Annotated in this window: 16 protein-coding genes and 1 tRNA gene; 8 read left to right on the forward strand and 9 right to left on the reverse strand. The window is 64.0% G+C overall.

Annotation, left to right across the window (positions count from 1 at the left end):
• The 3 genes from KDH09_07005 to KDH09_07015 form a co-directional block, all read left to right on the forward strand.
• On the forward strand, positions 1-126 hold a 126-nt coding region (locus KDH09_07005), incomplete at its 5' end, for a hypothetical protein (protein ID MCB0219424.1).
• 70 nt (positions 127-196) lie between these two features.
• Positions 197-883, forward strand: coding sequence for a DUF3047 domain-containing protein (locus tag KDH09_07010; protein ID MCB0219425.1), 687 nt, complete (start codon positions 197-199; stop codon positions 881-883).
• Positions 880-1,290 (forward strand): GFA family protein, encoded by a 411-nt coding sequence (locus KDH09_07015; protein ID MCB0219426.1) that lies wholly within the window; start codon positions 880-882, stop codon positions 1,288-1,290. Before KDH09_07010 ends, KDH09_07015 begins: the two co-directional genes overlap by 4 nt.
• A 723-nt stretch (positions 1,291-2,013) precedes the next feature.
• On the opposite strand, the gene KDH09_07020 is transcribed toward KDH09_07015, so the two are convergent.
• Together KDH09_07020 and KDH09_07025 are read right to left on the reverse strand one after the other, a co-directional pair.
• Positions 2,014-2,090, reverse strand: a tRNA-Pro gene (locus KDH09_07020).
• Between the two features lie 13 nt (positions 2,091-2,103).
• Positions 2,104-2,760 (reverse strand): ribulose-phosphate 3-epimerase, encoded by a 657-nt coding sequence (locus KDH09_07025; protein MCB0219427.1) that lies wholly within the window; start codon positions 2,758-2,760, stop codon positions 2,104-2,106.
• A 120-nt stretch (positions 2,761-2,880) separates the two neighbouring features.
• Here KDH09_07025 and KDH09_07030 point away from each other — a divergent pair, with 120 nt between their 5' ends.
• The 3 genes from KDH09_07030 (at position 2,881) to KDH09_07040 (ending at position 5,147) form a co-directional block, all read left to right on the forward strand.
• On the forward strand, positions 2,881-3,732 hold the full coding sequence (locus tag KDH09_07030; protein MCB0219428.1) for a hypothetical protein: 852 nt from the start codon (positions 2,881-2,883) through the stop codon (positions 3,730-3,732).
• Positions 3,733-3,861: 129 nt separating this feature from the next.
• Positions 3,862-4,581, forward strand: a complete 720-nt coding sequence (locus KDH09_07035; protein MCB0219429.1) for a type 1 glutamine amidotransferase — start codon at positions 3,862-3,864, stop codon at positions 4,579-4,581.
• Positions 4,582-4,685: 104 nt separating this feature from the next.
• On the forward strand, positions 4,686-5,147 hold the full coding sequence (locus KDH09_07040; protein MCB0219430.1) for a cyclic nucleotide-binding domain-containing protein: 462 nt from the start codon (positions 4,686-4,688) through the stop codon (positions 5,145-5,147).
• 71 nt (positions 5,148-5,218) lie between these two features.
• Here the strand turns inward: KDH09_07040 and KDH09_07045 are convergent, their stop codons facing one another.
• From KDH09_07045 to KDH09_07060, 4 genes are all read right to left on the reverse strand, one after another.
• On the reverse strand, positions 5,219-6,796 hold the full coding sequence (locus KDH09_07045) for a hypothetical protein (GenBank protein MCB0219431.1): 1,578 nt from the start codon (positions 6,794-6,796) through the stop codon (positions 5,219-5,221).
• Positions 6,797-7,023: 227 nt separating this feature from the next.
• Complete coding sequence (locus KDH09_07050; GenBank protein MCB0219432.1) at positions 7,024-7,689, reverse strand: hypothetical protein; 666 nt, start codon at positions 7,687-7,689, stop codon at positions 7,024-7,026.
• 19 nt (positions 7,690-7,708) lie between these two features.
• Positions 7,709-11,113: an FG-GAP repeat protein gene (locus KDH09_07055; GenBank protein ID MCB0219433.1), complete on the reverse strand. Its 3,405-nt coding sequence runs from the start codon at positions 11,111-11,113 to the stop codon at positions 7,709-7,711.
• Entirely contained in the window at positions 11,110-12,147 is a 1,038-nt protein-coding gene (locus KDH09_07060) for a histone deacetylase (GenBank protein MCB0219434.1), read from the reverse strand. The genes KDH09_07055 and KDH09_07060 overlap by 4 nt, the downstream gene beginning before the upstream one ends.
• A 240-nt stretch (positions 12,148-12,387) precedes the next feature.
• Here KDH09_07060 and tatB point away from each other — a divergent pair, with 240 nt between their 5' ends.
• Both tatB and tatC read left to right on the forward strand, forming a co-directional pair.
• Complete coding sequence (gene tatB, locus KDH09_07065; GenBank protein ID MCB0219435.1) at positions 12,388-12,732, forward strand: twin-arginine translocase subunit TatB; 345 nt, start codon at positions 12,388-12,390, stop codon at positions 12,730-12,732.
• Positions 12,729-13,463 (forward strand): twin-arginine translocase subunit TatC, encoded by a 735-nt coding sequence (gene tatC / locus KDH09_07070; protein MCB0219436.1) that lies wholly within the window; start codon positions 12,729-12,731, stop codon positions 13,461-13,463. The genes tatB and tatC overlap by 4 nt, the downstream gene beginning before the upstream one ends.
• A gap of 6 nt (positions 13,464-13,469) precedes the next feature.
• Here the strand turns inward: tatC and KDH09_07075 are convergent, their stop codons facing one another.
• The 3 genes from KDH09_07075 to KDH09_07085 are packed head-to-tail and all read right to left on the reverse strand — an operon-like array spanning position 13,470 to position 17,203.
• Positions 13,470-14,549, reverse strand: a complete 1,080-nt coding sequence (locus KDH09_07075; GenBank protein MCB0219437.1) for a membrane dipeptidase — start codon at positions 14,547-14,549, stop codon at positions 13,470-13,472.
• A 24-nt stretch (positions 14,550-14,573) separates the two neighbouring features.
• A complete protein-coding gene (locus KDH09_07080; GenBank protein MCB0219438.1) occupies positions 14,574-16,469 on the reverse strand; it encodes a GMC family oxidoreductase in 1,896 nt (631 codons plus the stop codon).
• Positions 16,466-17,203, reverse strand: a complete 738-nt coding sequence (locus tag KDH09_07085; protein MCB0219439.1) for a FadR family transcriptional regulator — start codon at positions 17,201-17,203, stop codon at positions 16,466-16,468. The genes KDH09_07080 and KDH09_07085 overlap by 4 nt, the downstream gene beginning before the upstream one ends.
• Between the last annotated feature and the right edge of the window lie 39 nt (positions 17,204-17,242).

Below are 17,242 nucleotides of genomic sequence, written 5' to 3' on the forward strand. Positions count from 1 at the left end.
CTTGGACGCACCCTCAAGGACGCAGTCGACCGCGCCTATGAAAACGTCAAACGCATCAACTGGGAAGGCGTCCACTACCGCACCGACATCGCCAAGAAGGGCCTTCGCCGCGCGAAGGCGGACTAGGGACTTCGTCCCATCCGCCCTCTCCCTTCGGGAGAGGGAAACGCGCGCGAGCGCGTGGGTGAGGGTGTGCGTGCCGGCACTCGCTCTTCTTTTTCTGAGTCTAGCCCCCGCCGCCGCCCAGCAGCCCCTGCTCTCCCTGCCGCTCTCGAGCAAGCCGGCCGAGGGCGCGGCGCGCCTGAAACCCCTGCACTTTCCCAAGATCGACGCGCACACCAGCTACACGCTCAGCCCCGAGGGCCTGCGCGCCGTCGCCAACGCAAGCGCCTCGGGCCTCATTGCGCCTTTCCGCACGGAGGTCTGCCCGGGCGTGCGCCTTTCCTGGCGCTGGAAGATTGAGCGGGCCCCCACCGGCAGCGGCGCGCCCGGCAAGGACGGCGACGACTACGCCGCCCGCATGGCGGCGGTCTTCGACTACGACCCGGAACTTTATAAATGGTGGGAGCGCCTCGCCCGCATTCTGCTGAGCAAGGAATACAAGGAACTGGTTCCCGGCGCGGCCCTCGAATACGTCTGGAGCCCCGCCCGGGAGCCCGGCGCGCGCTGGGACAATCCCTACACCGACAAGGCGAAGATGATCGCCGTCGAAGGCGCGGCCGGAGAGTGGAGCGCCCACGAAGCCGACCTGTGCGCCGACTACCGCAAGGCCTTTGGCAGAGAGCCGCCGGAACTCGTGGGAATTTTTCTCATGAGCGACGCCGATAATTCGCAGAGCGCCGCGCGCGCGGTTTATGGGGATGTGGGGGTCACGAGGAAATGAACAAAGTAACAGGCTCATGCCTTTGCGGGGCGAACCGCTTTGAAGTCGAGGGGGAGTTCGAGAGCTTCTTTCTGTGCCATTGCAGCCGTTGCCGCAAGGACACGGGCTCGGCCCACGGGGCCAACCTGTTTTCAACGACTGCGCGACTACGCTGGTTGTCGGACGGCACCGCCGTTTCGCGCTACAAGCTTCCCGGCACCGAACACGCAAGAAATTTCTGCTCAACCTGTGGGTCGGCGCTTCCCAGCGAACAAATGGACGGAAAGCTACTCGTCGTCCCGGCCGGCAGCCTCGACAGCGAATTCTCGATGCGCCCCACAGCCCATCTCTTTGTTTCGAGCAAAGCGGCGTGGGACCATGATTTGGAGACGATTCCCCAGATGGAAAAACTTCCGCAGGGCGAATGAGTAATTTGATCTAGTTAAGAGAGAAACGTCGCCTGGACGGCCAGATTCGAATCGGCGCCGCCAGGGCTCTCCAAATCCATGTAAATTCTGCGGTCCATCTCGGGTCATTTCGGTCCATCGTGGGCCATCATGGGTCACGTGACTTGATCGGTCACAGTCCATCTCCATACTGAAATGAGACAGAGCGAAGGCGCGGTCCGTTGGTACTTTTTGCCCGCGCGTCTTCGATGGAAACGACTCCGATCCCCTCTCCCTTTGGGAGAGGGACAGGGTGAGGGTTTTGTTGCCGCAGTGACGGAACCCTCACCCGCGCCTTCGGCGCGACCTCTCCCAGTGGGAGAGGTGATCGCGGAGTCGGAGCCCACCGGCAAAACCAATCTGCCGGGACGGTCCCCGTGCGCGTGGAAGGACGAAGGGAGAAGAAAATTTTTGGAATTTGTAAACATCACCAGACCCCTTCGGAATGTCATCCCGAACCGAAGGGAGGGATCTCGCAGATACCAGCCGGCATTGCCCCTTTCGATGGCCGGTGCCGACGCGGGATTGCGAGATTCTTCGCTGCGCTCAGAATGACACCAGCAGGGGGAGTCCCGCCGGGGAAGAAAAAAATCACGGAATTCGAAACGGCCAGAAAGCCCGCCCTGAGTTCATCGAAGGGTAAGCAGGCACTCACATAAAGCAAGCGCCACCGAAATGCGGCCAAGTCTGAAAGGAGAGAAAAAGTGGTCGGGACGGCCAGATTCGAACTGGCGACCCCCTGCACCCGAAGCAGGTGCGCTACCAGACTGCGCTACGTCCCGACCGAGAAGAGAATCAGCCCTTTTTGAGGGCCTGAATGGCTTGTTTGTAGTCCTGTGCGCCGAAGACTGCGCTTCCGGCGACCACGACGTCGACGGCGTCACCGGCAACGCGCCCTATATTATCGACTTTTACCCCGCCGTCAATTTCCAGCAGGATTTCCCTGCCCGATTGATCGATGAGCGCGCGGGCCGCCCGGATCTTGTCGGTGCAGTATTCGATGTATTTCTGCCCGCCAAAGCCCGGATTGACCGTCATCAGCAGGATCATGTCCGCCGCCGGGAGCACCTGCTCGATCATGCTGAGCGGCGTTCCGGGGTTCAAAGAGACGCCCGCTTTGGCCCCGGCGTCGCGGATCTGGTTCAAAACCCGGTCGAGGTGGGTGACCGTCTCGGCGTGGACGGTGATCCAGTCGGCACCGGCTTTGGCAAAGCTCTCGACGTATTTCTCGGGCTCCACGATCATGAGGTGGGCATCGAGCGGGAGCCTGGTCACCGCCCGCACGGCCTCCAGCACCATGGGGCCCACGGTGATGTTGGGAACAAAGCGCCCGTCCATCACGTCGAAGTGGACCCAGTCGGCGCCGGCCGCTTCGAGGGCGCGCACCTCATCTCCGAGCCGCGCGAAGTCGGCCGAGAGAATGCTGGGGGCAATCAGGCGCTTTCTTGCCACGGGTTCGTCCTTTGCCCGGCGATCACGCCCGGGGCCCCGGAGGCTAGCACGGCGGTTCGGGGCAGTCGATACGGCGGCGTGCCTGGCAGAGATGAAAATCGGCTAGAGTGAGCCCCGCCCATGGACTGGACGCTCAAAATCACCCGCGCGGCCCTCGTGCTCTTTGTCTGCGCCTACCTGGTACTGGCGCTGCGCAACAACTGCGCCCCGCCCCCGCGGGTCTCGCAGGCGCCTGAATCCGTCCCTGCCTGCGCGCCCGGTCCCACGCGGATGCTCGCGCTGCCCGAAGATGCGCCCGATGCGGCCCGCACTGTGATGGGTGAGCTGGCGGCGCAGCTCGCCGGCTCGGCCATTCTCGGAGAGCCCGCCGGTGATTACGGCCCCCGGGGCGTTGCCTCGCGCGACCGGGAGGGCCTGCTGCTCGCCCCCACGGCGCGACTCATCGGGGGCGACGAGCGCCCCTACCTGAGCCTTACCCTGCTGCGCCAGTGCAGCGGGCGCATCATTGCCTCGGCCGCCACTTACATCGACCGCCTCGGCGAGGCGGGCGCGGCAGCCTACCTGCGCTCGCAGCTCACCTCACTTCGCGAGCGTGCGGGTCCCCGCCTCTTCTTCGAAGAGCTGCTCATCGATCCCTCGCTTCCCGAGGGATTCGAGCTGGAGCTGCGCGCCCAGCTCCGGCGCGCGGCGCTGGGGTCGCCCGCCTTCGACTGGTACGAGCCCGATCTCTCCGAGCGCCTGGGGTTGCCGGTGACCAGTCGCGGCCCCGAGGACTTCCGGCTCTTTCTTCGCGTGGGCGGCAGTCGCACAAAACTCTGGACCCAGACCCAGGTGCGCGGCCCCGGCGGCGAGAACGTGCTCTCCGAACGCCAAGAGCTGGACGTTCACCCGAGCCTGGCCTTCCGCAGCCTGCCCGAGCTCGTGCGCCAGGCGGCCGCGGTGCGGCGCCCGGCCGGAGCCCCTTCCCGCTGAGGCGGATTTTCCCGAGTCAGCGCCCTGCGGCCTTTTGCGGCCCGATCTGGTATACTCGGGTCATTCAATTTGAGATCGTTCTGGAAAGCTGCCGCGGGCCCCGGGGTTCGCGTGGAGGCCGGTGCATCCATGAAACTTCCTGTGCTTACCATCCAGCATATCGAGTGCGAAGGCCCCGGCATCATTGCCAGCTCTCTTCGCGCGGCCGGCATCGGCCTGCAGATACTCCACCCCTACGCCGGGGACCCGGTGCCCGACCAGCTGGAGGGCTTTGGCGGGCTGCTCATTCTTGGCGGCCCTATGAACGCCGACGATCTCACGACCCACCCCTTCCTTGAAGCCGAGCGCGCACTCATTCGCTCGGCCATTCAGTCGGGCATTCCGGTGCTGGGAATTTGCCTCGGCGCGCAGCTCATCGCCCGTGTGCTCGGCGCCAAGGTCTACAAGGCCGAGCGCACCGAAATCGGATTCAAGCGCGTTGAACGCAACCCCGAAGCCGATGGAGATGCGCTCTTCGGGGAATTCCCTGAGTTCGGCATCGTCTTCCAGTGGCACGAAGACACCTTCGATCTGCCCCTGGGCGCGACGCGCCTGGCACATTCGGTGGTGTGCGAAAACCAGGCCTTTCGCTGGGGGGACCATGTCTGGGCCGTTCAATTCCACCTGGAGGTCACCGCTCCCATGGTGCGAAGCTGGGTGGAGGCCTACCGCGCCGAGCTGAGCCGCAACCCCAACATGGACTCCGGCACGCTGCTCAGCCAGCTTCGCGATGCGCCGCGCTTTGCCCAGCTCTCCGAGCTTGCCTCCCCCATGATCGCCGGCTGGGCCTCCAAAGTCCTGAGCGCTTGACAGCCAGCAGGCGGAGGCATACCCTCGCCTGAAATCGAGAGAGATTTCAGGGGCATAAACGCGGATGCAGCGGCCCGATCCCCCTCTCGGTTCGGGGAGAGTCTATGGACGCTGGTATTCTCAAGGGCATTTACATTTTCCAGGAGCTCGGCGACGACGAGCTCGAGGAAATCGCCGCCATTTCGCAGGAAGAAGAGGCGAAAGCCGGAACAAAGATCTTCCAGGAAGGCGACGCCGGCGAGAAGCTCTACATCATCCTCAGCGGTGAGGTCCGCATCTCCAAGAACATCCCGGGCATTGGCGAGGAAGCCCTCGCCATCCTCAAGGCCGGACAGTTTTTCGGTGAGATGGCCCTTGTCGACGACGCCGAGCGCAGTGCCGATGCCATCGCCAACAAGACCTGCAAGCTCGTCAGCATTGCCCGCGCCGATTTCGAGCAGCTTCTGTTTGTGAACAAGGAAATCGCCTATACCCTGCTGTGGACCTTCGTCCGCACCCTTTCCGAGCGCCTTCGCGAGACCAACGAGAAGATCAAGGCCTTCTTCGCCATGAGCGGCTTTCAATGAGCCCCCTCCAGAAGGCATAAAAAACGGCTCCCATCGGGAGCCGTTTTTCGTTGCGGATTGCTTCGTGCAGATCAGGGAATCGTGACCTTCTGGCGCACGCCCTTCCCACCGTCATTGATGTAGATCTCGGTCGCCTTGCCCAGGTCGCAGGCCTTGGGATAGCTCACGTTGAAGAAGCGATCGAGTTCGAAGAACTCGTAGACGCTCGCATAGGGAAGACGCTGGCCCGCCACGTTCTGGGGCGTTCCCAGCGCGTAGAGCTTGGTCTGCGTGGTGAAGTTCGGCTTCGAGGTCGGGATCTCGGTGAGCGGGTAATCGCACAGCTTGATCTTGAGGCTCGTGACCGGACGGAGCTGGTTCTCGAACACGCTGACCTGGAACTGCGCCTCGCCCAGCAGCTTGCGCTGGAGCACCAGCACCAGCGTGAAGCGCGAGAGAGCCTTGCGGTCGAAGTCATTGGCCACGCCCAGCAGCGTGCGGTGATATTTTACGAAATCCGCCATCAGCGAATTGAAATACTGGAGCGGCAGGGTGCGCGTATTGTCGATGGTCAGGTAGTTCTTCTTGCTCTCAAGCCACGCCAGGTAGCGGTGGTTCGAATAACGGACTTTGAGGAAGATCGTGCCCACATCGTTGACCGCGTCATAGCTGACTGCGATTTCCGCGGGCTTCACCGTGTATTTGCGAATTCCCTCGGTGAGCGAGGACTTGGCCAGCGCCTGCTGGAAATAGTTCTGGAAGTCGGCATTGATGTCGGGGTAATTGAACGTGACCTTGAAGTCCTCGGCGCTGACGTCGATCTCGTCTTCATAGAAGCCCGTGATGTCACCAAGGGCCTTCATCATACTGGACGAGCGTTGGATGCGTGTTGCGTCCGCGGAGGTCGTCGAGGCGATCGCCCCACTCACGTAGCCATCGCGAATTTTCTGATACAGGTCCTTCGCATGGCTCAGCGCCGGATAGACGCGGTCCATTTCCGAACGGCTGAGCTTCTGGAACTCCGCTACATTCTTGATGTTGGATTTCTGGACGAAATACTCCGCCAGGGACTCCACGCCTTCCATCTTCTGTTGCTTGCCCTTGTGAAGACCCAGCATCTGCCACTGGTAGGGATCGCGATATTTCTCGGCGAGCAGGTTCTCCATCGTCTTCCAAGTGGCTTCTTCGATTCCGGCCGCCGGTCGCGATTGTTCCTGACCGGGGTCCTGCACCTGCACGGCACTGGCATTGACCGAAAGCGGCTCATCGACAATGACACCGCCCCCGGCGGCATTGACCACGCGAAGGCGCCCTTCAAAAGCGCCGGAGGTCACATCGCCCTCGAACATGAAGACTTCGTCGTAGCCGGCCATGGCCGCCTGATAGGCAACGTCGTCGATCTCCACGACCCCGCCGCGGCTTTCCACCTGGAACTCATCGAGAGTCCGCGGCTTGTAGAAGTCCTTGAGCGAGGTCTGGATGCCGTCGACGAACTTGCGCAGTTCTTCGTCGCTCATGGAAGAGCCCGAGGATTCGAGCTTGAACATGAACGCGAAGGCGCGCTGGCGCGCATAGATCACGCGGCTGAGCTGGCCGGGGTGCTTCTTGCCACCACAGGCGACAATGCCCACGGCGATCATCGCCACCAGAGCTACTAGAGAAAGAGACAAACCTGATTTCTGAAAAGCCGCTTTCACGGTTGATTCCCTCCGCACGCGAGGCAGGGCCGGCACATACAGAAGAACACAGTTCTTCCAATGCGATCGGATGAACGGGGCCCTCACCCCACCGGGTTCGCTGCGTGGAACAGTTAGAAAAACCCTATCACGTGGAATCTGAGGTGTAAATGCCTAATTTCTAAGGGGAATCGGAAGATATGGAGAAGCCGGGTGGGCGTTTACTCCGCGGCTTCTCCATCAGGAGCGGCGGAGACCGGCAGGTTCACCACCCGGAAATCATCGAAGTGCACAACCAGACCGGGCGCATCCAGATACAGGCCCACGTAGCCCTCGGGTGCATGGGCCAGTTCCAACTGACCCAGCAGCGCACCGTTGGCAAAGTAGCGCAGCTCACGCCCGCGAATCTCCAGGGCCAGCTTGTTGGCCCGGCCGCGGCCTGTATAGACAAAGGGGTCGGGGCGCCAGCGTGTCAGGTTCTCCCACTGGCCTGTCCCATTGTAGCTCGCCACCGAGAAGACACCGCCAGCCTTGACCGTGAACGTGTGAAAGCCCGCCTCGGGCAGCGGCTTGTAGCCGAACTTGAGGCCGAAGTCGGCGCTTTCGGGGCCGTCGACATACTGTGCCGACAGTTCGATCCGCACCCGCGGCGGAAGCGGCCCCACCAGCCACAGGTCGAGCTCGCAGGTCCTGTCTTCCGAGACGTTCTGGACGACCAGCCGCCCCTCGGCGTAGCTGCGCTCGCAGGCACTGCCCTTGCCCTGCCCCCATGGCTCGCCCTTGTCGAAGTTTTCGGAAAAGAACTCGGTTCCAAGCCCCGATACGACGCCCGTGCTCTCTTCGCGCACGACGGGCCTGGCGCACCCGGCGATCGCCAGCGCGAGCATCAAAAGCAGCAGTCTCGCTCTAGTGTGCAACGCGAAGCTCCCCGCCGTTGACGATCATCACCACATCCGAGAGGCGGTCCCCGTTGTGATCGCCGCCGACCGCGAAGTTGTCGAGCGCTCCCACAAATGGGTCGGTCGCACCGGCAGACTCGGCAAAGAATCCGCCGTGGGTGAGCACATTCCAGCGCTGAATTGTCTCGGGCCAGGCGCGGAAATTCATCTCCAGCTCGGCCGTGTTGCGGGTGGGGAGCTCGCCCTCGTCATCGGTCTTGGCACGACCGAAGGCGATCTGCTCTTCCGGAATCGTGGAAGCCTGAACAGTCGCAGTCTCGTCATAGATCGCTTCCACATCTACGAAGACTTGCCCCAGCCGCGTCAGTCCGCCATCGACGCTGCGATCGACCCACCACGAAACACCCAGCGGTTCGCCGGCATCGGCCTCGGTGTCGCCTGCATAGCGGCTCCCCGGCACGCCAACCGGTTCCGAGGGACTGCCAATGGAATCGCCCGGATCGGGGTAATTCGTACTCAGCGGCGAATCGAGCGGCGCAAAGAGATCGCCGTTGCGGTACTGCACCAGCAGGTTGGTCACCCCGTTCAGCGCCGTAATCCAGTCGCCCGAACCACCCTGCACCTGCAGCAGCAGGTCCTCGTAGGCATCGTTGTTGAAGAAACCCGCGTCGAAGTGGCGGCCGATCTTCGTGTTGGTGCCACCCGACAAGATGACATCCGGCCCCACCGACCACTGCGGGAAGTTGCGCGAGAGGTCATAGACGCACATTACACAGCGGTCCTCGTCCACATCGGGAAAACCGCTCAAGTCGTCGTCCACGCGCTGGTCGAAATCCACGTTGCCGCGGGTGAGGAAGTTGTGGTTGCGCACGCCGGTAATCGAACCCGTTCGCTGGGCATTGCTGGCGATCAGGCGGCCGAAGCCGCTGGCAACATATTCACTGCTGGTCGCATGGAAAATATAGATCCGCCCGCCGTCGCCATGGCCCGGTGCGGAGACCACCACGTCGAAGACGTGATCGCCGTTGAGCTCGGCATCGATCTGAACGTCCCAGCCCAGCAGGTCGCCATCGGATTCACCCCAGATTTCCGCATCGGCGCGCTCGTTGGGCGCGCCAACCTGCGCGGCCACCAGGGCATCGGGCTCCAGCTCCGTCGCGCCGGTGAGTTCCTCGGTCGGGTCGCCCGCCAGATCCCACACGCCGTCGGCGCTGCCGCCGGGAAGGCGGTAGTCGCGCGACTCGAAGTATTCGTTACCCACGAAGAGGTAGACCGCGCCGACGCGATCTTCACCGTTGCACGGGCTCATCTCGTCGCTCACTGCGCGCGGGCATGCACCGGGCGCGCCCACTGCCAGCGCGACCATGGACACGCCCAGCTCGTTGCGCACGTTTTCTTCGGTATCGTCGTCGCGAAGCCGCGCGCCGGAAATCGACCAGCCCGCCATCTCCCCGTTGCTGCGTCCGAGTACCAGCGACGAGGGACGATCAAGCCCCGTCGGACCGAAATCGTAGACCCCGTCGGAGAGGCTTCCCGCTCCGGCCGCGTCACGCTGTTTGATCTCTTTATCTCCGAACACGATGAACACCCCGCCGCGCCCTGTCAGGTTGGCAGCGCCTGAAGCGTAACGAAGCGGCGTGGCCGCCGAGAGCGTCGGCGCGCCGATGGCAATGTCGGGGATCTTGTCCACGTTCAGATCGCCGCCCGCGTTGACCACATCCCCGAAGTTGGAATCGGCTTCCGGCCCGAGGAAGGTCACGCCCGGGTAGCGCTCGCCGGCATCCGTGTCAGGCACCACGCGCGGCGCGGTGGGATCGAGAAGCGTAATCACGCTGCCGGCGGTGGCGGGGTCATATTTCCCCAGCACGTTGCCGATTTCGATGGGGTTGCCCGGAGCGCCAGCCTCCACGCCGCTGCGCGTGGGCGTGGGCAGGTGCGAACCGCTGGCCTTGCTGCGGTAGAGCGCGAAGGCATCACCCGAGCGCTGCGCGAATGTATCCAGGTCAGGCAACGCCGTGTTGAGCAGCACCTCGATCTGCCCCAGCACGCCGGGCGCGGTATAGCGCGCATAGCGAACCAGCGCGGCGGCCGTGGGCGCGCCCGTGGTCGAGTCGAGCAGCACGAGCAGGATGCGGTCCTCGGAGCTGTTGATCTCGCCGAGCGAGAGATCGCCGTCGGTGCTCACCTTGAGGTCGGAGGTAATCGTGACGTTGTCGCCGGTGCACGGGACCGTATCGCCTGCCGGGCAGACAATCGGCGCACCGCGCCGATAGGCGCGGATCGGATCTTCTTCAAAAATCTCCCACGACTGAAGCTCAAAGGCGGCCGAATCATAGGGCACGCCCTTGGTCATATCGGCGGGGAAATTGTCGAAGGGCAACACGTCATCGACCAGCACGCCGCGCGAATCGGCCTGCGTCACACGGCCGAGAAAACTCTTCACCAGGGCGGCATTGTAGAGATAGAAGTAGGAATTGCCGTCGAGCTCGGGGGTCATTCCCTGCCGCGTGCCAACCAGGTCTTCGTCGAAGTCCAGCACGAAGACAGCCCCGCGCGCCTCGGTCGTGCCAAAGGGCATGAACTCCGGCGCGCCGACGATGATCTCATCGCGCTCATCGTCGTCGATGTCCGCGACGGCAAGACTGCTCGCCGTGCGATCCATGCCCATGGCCAGGCTAGAGCGACCGCCGAACTTGCCGCCCAGTGCGGCGGCATCCACCACGATGTCGGGCGCGCAAAGCCGCTTGCGCTGCGCCTCCATGGAAGGGCACACGCCCACCGTTCCGAGGGAAGCGTCGGGATCGGTATCCAGATCGCTGGCATCCACGGCAAAGTAGGGATAGGCGTCGCGGCCCAGGTAGACATAGAGCTTGTCCGTGCCGTCGCTCGCCACCACGTCGGCCAGCCCGTCGCCGTTGATGTCGCCATCCAGGGAAACCGCGCCGTCGGCCGAGAGATCGTCTCTGAGCTCGTGCTGGATCGGATTGATGGTGAGCAGGTCGCTCGGCGCGCCCGCTCCGATCGTGGCCAGCGGGGAGGCATTGCTCACTTCGTCCCGGATCTGCAGAAAGTGATGGTAGTAGCCCATCGAGTCGATGCGCGGGGCAACAAAGAACTCGGGCTCGCCCGCCGCACGTGGCGAGGGCTCTCCGAGCACCTGATGGAGCACCGGCAGCGTGCTGAAGACGCCCAGGGGGCGCGCATCGAAGGCCAGGTCCCGGTCGCTGTAGCGCAGGTCCGAGACGAAGGCCCAGAAGGCGTTGCCGTCATCGCCGGTGGCGGTCCACTCATACCGCCGGGCGCTGGTATCAAGCGTGAGGCTGGTCTGGCCGGGCGCGCCTTCGTCACCGGGTGAACATGCCGGCGCCAGCAGCGCCAGCGCGAGGAGCAGGATGTTTGTCAGCCGCTTCAAGTGCGCAGCCCCTTCCACCATTTTGAGAAATGTTGCGAGAGTTCCCGCGCGTACACCGAAATCTGCTTGCTCGGCGCCTCTTCCTTCCAGACCGGCGCGGCGCCAACCATCTGGCCGATGGAGAGCGAGACCGCCTCGGCAAGGCCGTCCAGATCGTACCCGCCTTCGAGGGCAAAAACGATCCGTCCGCCGCAACACTCTTCGGCGAGATCGAGAAACAGCCGGGTGAGACCGGCAAAGCCGGCGCTCGTTACCTTCATGCCGCCCAGCGGATCCTGCGCGTGCGAGTCGAAGCCCGCGGAGACCAGGATCACGTCGGGCGCGAACTCGCGCACGATGGGCGCAACGATGGTGCGATAGAGGTAGAGATACTCGGCATCGCCCTGCCCCGGCGGCAGCGGGATGTTCACGGTGTAGCCCTCGCCCTCACCCGTGCCGACTTCAGAGAAGTGCCCGCTGCCCGGGTAGTAGGGATACTGGTGCGAGGAGACGTAGAGCACATCGCTCCGCCCGATGAAGCTGGCCTGGGTGCCGTTTCCGTGATGGAGATCCGGGTCGATGATGGCCACGCGCTTTGCACCGTAGTTCTTGAGCAGATCTTCGGCGGCGATGGCCACGTTGTTGAACAGGCAAAAGCCCATGGAGCGCCCGGGCTCGGCATGGTGGCCGGGCGGGCGCACCAGCGCAAAGCCCGAACCGCCCTCTTTCATGGCGTGGCGTGCCAGATCGACCACGCCGCCCGTCGAGAGCAGTGCCACGTGGTAGCTCTGGGCATTGGCGGCCGTGTCGGCATCAATCCGACCGCCGCCCGCTTCGCTCAGCGTGCGCACGCGCTCGACGAGCTGGAGGCTGTGGTTGAGTTCAATGAGCTGGGGATCCGCTTCGGTGGGCACCACGAGTTCGACCTTCTTGAGCAGGCCATCGGCATTGAGACGCTCGGAAATCGCGCGCAGCCGGTCGGGCTGCTCAGGATGGCCGGCTCCCATGTCGTGGAGCAGGTAGTCGTCGTGGGTCACGATGCGGGGGGTCGTCATGCAAGTCCCAATGGGCCCAGCGGGAAAAGGCCGCTGGAATTTCGCGGGGTTGGCAACCACTGCGCGAGTGTCCGGCTACCCTTTAGCTACCCGGGGGGCCAACTTCAAGCATTTCGGGCGCTGGCGCCCCTCTGCCCCGTTTTTACGTGGCTTGCGACCTGCCCCGGCGGGCACCCGTGTGCTAAAGCAGGGGGCGCGGCGGCCCGGCAAAGGCAAGAACGGGCCCCCGCCGGAGAAACCATGCTCAGTCTGGGCGGCGGAGAACTCATTCTGATCGGCGTGCTGGCCATCGTGCTCATCGGGCCCGAGAAGCTGCCCGATGCCGCGCGCTGGCTGGGAAAGACCTGGGGCGGGATGCGCCGCGCACTCGATGACGTGACCGGTGAATTCCGGCGCGAGCTTCACCAGGTGGACGAGGAAGTCCGCCAGGTCAGCCGGGCTGCCCTCGACCAGAATAAAGCGCAGCCGAAAACCCCCGAAGAACCCGCGGACCCCGGCGAGGTCACGGCCGATGCCGACCTGGCCGATTTTATCGGCGAGGTGACCGGCACCAGCGAGGAGAGCGAGGACCCGGCGTCGAAATGAGCGCTCCCGATTTCTCCGAGATGACGCTCACCGAGCATCTGGCCGAGCTGCGCACGCGGCTCATCCGCGCCATGATGGGAATCGCAGTCGGCTTTGCGATCTGTTACGGCGAGTCCCAGCGGGTACTCGACTTCGTGCTCGCCCCGCTCGAGCGCGTGCTCCCCGAAGACTCCACCATCCAGTTCACCAGCCTGCCCGAGCCCTTCTTCGTGCACCTGAAGGTCTCGGCACTGGCCGGCTTCTTTCTGGCCAGCCCGTGGGTCTTCTACCAGCTCTGGAAGTTCGTCGCGCCGGGGCTCTACGCGCAGGAAAAGCGCATGGCGCTTCCCTTCGTCTTTCTCTCGACGCTCTTCTTTACCTGCGGGTCGGTGTTCTGTTTCTACTACGTGTTCCCCGTGACTTTTGAATACTTCATGACCTTTGGAACGGCGGACATCCGCCCGATTCCAAAGCTCGGCGAGTATTTCTCCCTGGTCACGAAGTTGCTGCTGGGATTCGGCATCGTCTTCGAGCTGCCGGTGGTCTGCTTCTTCCTGGGGCGCATGGGAATCCTGCACTGGCGCCCCATGGTCTCGGCCTGGCGCTACATCACAGTGATGATCTTCATCGTCGCTGCAGTTCTCACGCCTCCCGACCCGGTCAGCCAGGTCATGCTGGCCGCGCCGCTCATGATTCTCTACGGGATCAGCGTGGTGGTCGTTGCCGTTACCGGCGCGAAGGACACAGTCTAGCGGAAGTTACGGTCGCACGGCCCGAAGCACGCGCAGGAAGTTTTCTCCCAGAATCTTGCGGATCCTTCGCTCGTCCCACCCACGCTTAAGCATCAGCGCCACCATGCGCGGCTGGAAGGTGATGTCGGGCAGCTCGCGCGGCATCCAGATCATTCCGTCGTAGTCCGATCCCAGGGACACGAAGTCCTCGCCCACCACGTTGATCACGTGCTCCATGTGGTCGATCACCTTCGAGAGCGCGCAGCCAAACCAGGTCTGGTCGAGATACTGCGGGTGGTAGACGATGCCGATCGTCCCGCCGCGCTCGGCAATGGCGCGAATCTGCTCATCATCGAGGTTGCGCCAGCTCTTGCGGACCGAACTGATGCCGGTGTGGGTCACGACCAGCGGGATTCCGGGGTCGGTGGCTTCGACCGCGTCGAAGAATCCCTTGCGGTTGATGTGCGCCAGGTCGACCATGATGCACTTTTCCTGCATGCGCACACAGAACTCGCGCCCGAAGTCGCTGAGCCCCTCGTCCTGGTGACGCAGCGCCGTGCTGGGGGTCGCGATCTTCGAGCGCATCATGTGAACGATGGTGATGCGGTGCACCAGGTCGTCGGGAATCAGATCGAGGCTCTCCACCGAATAATCGAGAGCCTGTCCGCCCTGGATGGAAATGAGCGCCGCGGTCTTGCCGTGGGCGCGGGCGACTTCGTACTCGGTGAAGTTGCGTACCAGTGCGTAGTCGTCGGGAAATTCCGAGAGCTCGGCTGCCAGGCGCTTGAGATTCTTCACCGTCGTCTGCGGCCGCATGGACTCGGGGCGGAACGGGTTGGTCGTCACGTCCCATGAAACCCCGGCCATCTGCGCCTCGCGCGCCCGGGGAAAATCCACCTGATTGAAGAACGCCGAGCCCGGCAGAAACGGGCGGTGGCGCTTCGAGAGGTCATAGCCCGGAAACACCCGCGACCAGATGAAGCTGCACGTGTGCAGGTCGATGACCTCGCTGCTCAGGTAGAGGTCCACCGCCTCGCGTGAGATGCCCAGCTCACTGGCCCATGCCGCGGGCTCTGCCCGGTAGTCACGGTAACGAAGCCGCCCCATGGTTTCTCTCCCCGCCCGCGCGCGCTAGAGCGCGGCGTGAATGCGCTCGGCAGCGCGGGTGGCCATGGCCATGATGGTGATCTGCGGATTGACCCCGAGCGGCCCGGGCACGGTGCCGCCATCGACGATGTAGAGGCCCTTGACGTCGTGGGTCTCATGGTCGGGACTGACGACACTCTTTTTGGGGTCCTTGCCGATGTCGCAGGTACCCAGCGGGTGCCAGCTAGTCAGCATGAGCTCGCTCGCCTTGACCTTGAGCTTGCCGAAGGCTTCGAGCTCACTCTGGTTTCGAATGCTCGGGAAGCGGAACAGCAGCGGCATGGCGCGCTCGGCGCCGGCAGCCAGCAGCATCTTCGCCCCCAGGTACATGCCCCGGTGAAGCTTTTTCGTGTCCTCGTCGGTGAGCGAATAGGTCACGAGCGGCTTGCCCCCGCCCATGCTGCGCACGCGCCCGGGACGCGCAACGTCCTCGATCATGGTGCCGAAGCCCACGACCTTGTCGTAGTCCTCGATGAGGTCCATGAACTCGCGCCCTACGAAGGGGATCGTAATCGGGGCCATGTTGAGCGAGCCGCGCCCGGACTGCAGCAGGATACCCTCGCGACCGAGGAACTCATCGCAGCTTCGCGTGTTGGGCACGAAGGCCTCTCCCTCGAGCACCTCGTCGAAGAGCCCGCTCACGCCGGTGCTCGGGTGCACGGCCAGGTTCTTGCCCAGCTCGCCGCTGGAGTTGCAAATGCCCTGTTCGAGCAGCATCACCGGCGTCATCACTGCGCCGCCGGCAAGAACCACCTTGCGCGCGCGGATCCACAGGTCCTGCCCGGTCTCCACGGACTTGGCGTGAATGCCCACGGCCCGGCCGTTCTCAATCATCACGCGGTGGGCTTTGGATTCCTTGATCACCATCGCGCCGCGCGCGGCGGCCTGCGGCAGGTAGGCGATGTCCACGCTCCGGCGGGCCATGGACGGGCAGCCAAGGTCGCACACTCCCTCACCCGTGCAGCCGGGCGCATTGCGCTGGAGGTCGTAGTGATTCCAACCCAGCGCGTCGCAGCCCTCGGCAATCTTGCGCGCCGCGCCCTGGAGGAACTTGTCCTCGGAGTGCACGACCTGCAGCTCGCGATCGACCTTTTCGAAGTAGGGAGCCATGCGCGAGGGTTCGAACTCGTCGGTGCCGATGTTCTCGCACCAGCGATTGAGCACCCGGTCCGGGGTGTGGTAGCTCACGCCGGTATTGATGGCCGTCGAGCCGCCAACCAGCTTGCCCATCAGGATCGGAATGATCGTGTTGCCCACGCTGGGAACGGCGCCGCCGCCGCGGTAGAACTTCTTGTGGGCCTCGTGCAGGTTGCCGGTGAAGGCGTCGCGCCGGTAGAGCTTGCCCTCTTCGAGGAAGACCACGGCGTGGCCCTTGAGGGCGAGCTCGGTGCCGACCACCGCGCCGCCAGCGCCGGTGCCGACCACGACCACGTCGCACTCGATCTGCTCGCCGTCTTCAAAGTCAGTGGCGTCGGAAACCTGGGAGAGCCAGCGCTCGGGCTCGGCCGGGCCGCCCTTGCGGTAGGTCTTCCCCGCCGCCGCGTAGACTTCTTCGTCGTCGAAGTGGGCGGCCTTGAAGGCAAATCCAAGCGCCATGACCGGCAGGCGCAGGGAGGAATCCTTGAGCCAGCGGCCGAGCAGCTCGTCGCGCTTGCCGGCGGAAAGGCGCGAGAACGGGCGCCCGGTGCGCAGGATGGCGGCCTTGTCGAGCAGTTCCATCATGCCCGAGAGCACGCCGATCGCGCGCTTGTTGCCGCCGACCAGTTCTTCGAGCGATCCCAGCGTGCGTTCGTTGGCGCCGGGAAAGACGCGGCCCACCGGGATCAGGGACCTGCCGAAACTGAGGGCCAGCTCGCGCTGGCGCGGGGAGAAGTGGCTCATTTGCGTTCCTTCCGGGAAGCGGTGTTTCCCGATTCGAGCATGCGCCGGGCATGCTCGCTCATGTAGCGTTCAACCGCGGCCTGCGTCGCCGCGGCATTTTTCTTTTTGATGGCCCCGAGAATGGCACCCAGACGCTCGATGAGCCAGTCATGATCGCGCAGCGGCGAGGCAAATGCCTCGGTCGCGCCCGCCCCGGAGGCCGCGCTCACCGAGTTCATCACGAGCGTGACCGCCCGGTTCCCCGTGGCATTGGCCAGCACACGGAAGAATGCGATCTCGAGTTTCTCTGCTTCGCGGTAGTCGGTGATGGGCCGGAGTTTCTCGTAGAGCTTTTCGAGCTCGGCGGTCTGGGCGCCGTCGATGCGCTCGGCAGCGAGTTTGGCGAAAGCGGCCACAATGACCGAGCGGGCTTCGAGGATCTCGCTGTAGAGACCCGAGTCGGTGCTTTCGATGACGGCCAGATACTTGAGCAGGTCGGCCCCGCCGGATTTTTCAATGTCCTGGACGATGCTCCCCACCCCGTGGCGGGTCCGAATGAGGCCCTGCTGCTCCAGCCGAACAAGCGCGTGCTTGACCGAGGTCCGGGTCACCCCGTAGCGCCCTGCCAGCTCGCGCTCGGGCGGCAGCGCCCCGCCCGGGGCGTAGGTGCCGTCGAGAATCTCCGACTGGATGCGCTGGGTGATCTCGTCGACGACGCTCTCACGACGCAGCGGATTGGCAGCAAGTTCAGGCATTCCGGCTCCCTTGGCGCAGTGGCTCAGCCACTATGCCAA

It is taken from the genome of Chrysiogenia bacterium (assembly GCA_020434085.1).
In the GTDB taxonomy this organism is placed as follows: Bacteria; JAGRBM01; JAGRBM01; order JAGRBM01; family JAGRBM01; genus JAGRBM01.